Genomic DNA, 2,526 nt, shown 5'->3' with positions numbered 1-2,526 from the left:
GCCCTCGCTCCCGGCGACGCGCCCGCCGCCGGCCCGAAGCTGGCCGACAACGACGACGCGCCCTGGCACGACCCCTCCGTGCCGATCGGCGACCGGATGGCGATGGCCAAGGACCGGCCCGAGCCGCACAAGCTGATGGCCGCCATGGCCCAGCAGGATTGCGGCCAGTGCGGCTACAACTGCGCCGACTACGCCAACGCGATCTTCCTGAAGAACGAGGAGCGCCTGAATCTTTGCCAGCCCGGCGGCAAGGAGACCCTGCGCATGCTCAAGAAGCTGGAGGAAGAGTTCGTCGCCGCCGGTGGCGCGCCCGCGGCCCCGACGTCCGAGGGCGACGCGCCCAAGCCGGCAGCCGATCTCGGTCCCCAAGGCTTCTGCCGTGAGAACCCGGTCGAGGCCCTGTTCCTGTCCCGCCGCCGCCTCAACGAGCCGGGCGGCGAGAAGGAGACCTGGCACATCGAGATCGGACTGGACGGCACGCCGATCACCTACGAGGCCGGGGATTCGCTCGGCCTGTTCCCGGCCAACGCCCCGGCTTTGGTGGACGCGGTGATCGCTGAACTCGGCGCCCGGCCCGAGCGGATGATCGGGACCCAGACCCTGCGCGACCACCTGCTCAAGGACTACGCACTCGGCGCCGCGCCGGACAACCTCTACCAACTGCTGTCGCTGCTCACCTCCGGCGCGGCCCGCAAGAAGGCGCAGGCCCTGGCGTCCGGAGAAGACCCGGACGGTGACGCCGCCTATCTCGACGTGCTCGGCGCCCTGCACAAATTCCCTGGCGCCCGGCCCGACGCGGAGGTTTTTCTGGAGGCCCTCGACGAGTTGCAGCCGCGGCTCTACTCGATCTCGTCCTCGCCCAAGATGGATACCGGGATCGTGTCTCTGACCGTCGACGCGGTGCGCTACAACCACCGCTCCCGGCTGCGGCTCGGCGTGGCCTCGACCCATCTCGGCGAGCGCCTGCCCGAGCAGACCAAGGTGAAGATCTACCTCCAGAAGGCCCACGGCTTCGCCCTGCCGGCGGATCTCACCAAGGACGTGATCATGTGCGGCCCCGGCACCGGCATCGCGCCGTTCCGGTCGTTCCTACGCGAGCGCGCCGCCACGAACGCCCCCGGCCGCAACTGGCTGTTCTACGGCCACCAGCGCCAGGCCACGGACTTCTTCTACAAGGACGAGCTCAACGCACTGAAGGACGACAAGGTGCTCAACCGCCTGTCGCTCGCCTGGTCCCGGGACGGCAACGAGAAGACCTACGTCCAGGACCGGATGCGCGAGAACGGCGCCGACCTGTGGAAGTGGCTCGAAGGCGGCGCACATTTCTACGTCTGCGGCGATGCCAAGCGCATGGCCAAGGACGTGGAGCGGGCGATCATCGACGTGGCGGCCAGCCATGGCGGCAAGAGCCCCGAGGATGCGGTCGCCTATCTCGCCGCCCTCAAGAAGACCGGCCGCTACCAGGCCGACGTGTACTGAGCCGCGCCCTCTCCATGCGGGCCACGGGGGTCACACCGCGTTCCATGCGGAGCGCGACGCGCCCCCTCTCCCGTGCGGGAGAGGGTTGGGGTGAGGGGTCAGGTCTCTCTGGAGAGGTCGCATCCCTCACCCTGTCCCTCTCCCGAACGGGAGAGGGGACCCGCGCCCCATCTGGCCACGAGGGCGATCCACTCGCTGTCGAGTGACGGGGAGCGCGGCCCACCTCTTGCGGTCGCTATCGAACAAAGAACTTTCGAGGACCCAGCCATGACCCTGTCCGTGGCAGACCCGGCGGTGCGCACGACCTGCCCCTATTGCGGGGTCGGATGCGGCGTGCTCGCGACCCCGGACGGGAACGGCGGCGCGGCGATCGCGGGCGATTCCGAGCACCCGGCCAATTTCGGCCGGCTCTGCTCGAAGGGCTCGGCGCTCGGCGAGACCCTGTCGCTGGAGAACCGCCTGCTCCACCCGCAGGTCGATGGAGTTCAGGCCTCGTGGGACGCGGCACTGTCGACCGTATCGGAAAGACTGCGCGCGGTGACCGAGGCGCACGGATCGGAAGCGATCGCGTTCTACCTCTCGGGGCAGCTCCTCACCGAGGATTATTACGTCGCCAACAAGCTGGCCAAGGGCTTCATCGGCACGCCGCACGTCGACACCAATTCGCGGCTGTGCATGTCGAGCGCGGTGGCGGCCCACCGCCGTGCCTTCGGCTCCGACACCGTACCCGGCTGCTACGAGGACTTGGACGAGGCGGACCTGATCGTCATGGTCGGGTCCAACGCCGCCTGGTGCCACCCGGTCCTGTTCCGCCGCATGGCCGACGCCAAGGCCCGGCGGGGCACCAAGTTCGTAGTGATCGACCCGCGCCGGACCCAGACCGGCCAGGAGGCCGACCTGTTCCTCGGGATCCGTCCCGGCAGCGACGTAGCGTTGTTCTCGGGGCTGCTCGTGCACCTTTCGGATAACGGCTTCCGCGACCGGGCCTTCGTGGAGGCCCACACCGCCGGGCTCGATGCCGCCCTCGACCGCGCCCGCCTCATCGCG

2 protein-coding genes are annotated in these 2,526 nt (G+C 69.3%); both read left to right on the top strand.

Going from position 1 to position 2,526, the window contains the following annotated elements:
- The coding region (locus FV228_RS26675) for a sulfite reductase subunit alpha (RefSeq protein ID WP_147857279.1) at positions 1 to 1,479 on the top strand (1,479 nt) is incomplete at its 5' end.
- A gap of 267 nt (positions 1,480 to 1,746) precedes the next feature.
- The coding region (locus FV228_RS26665) for a molybdopterin-dependent oxidoreductase (RefSeq protein ID WP_147857277.1) at positions 1,747 to 2,526 on the top strand (780 nt) is incomplete at its 3' end.

The sequence above is a fragment of the Methylobacterium sp. WL18 genome (assembly GCF_008040015.1).
In the GTDB taxonomy this organism is placed as follows: domain Bacteria; phylum Pseudomonadota; class Alphaproteobacteria; order Rhizobiales; family Beijerinckiaceae; genus Methylobacterium; species Methylobacterium mesophilicum.
Note: the sequence above shows the minus strand (reverse complement) of the source record. Positions and strands in the feature narration are given on the sequence as shown.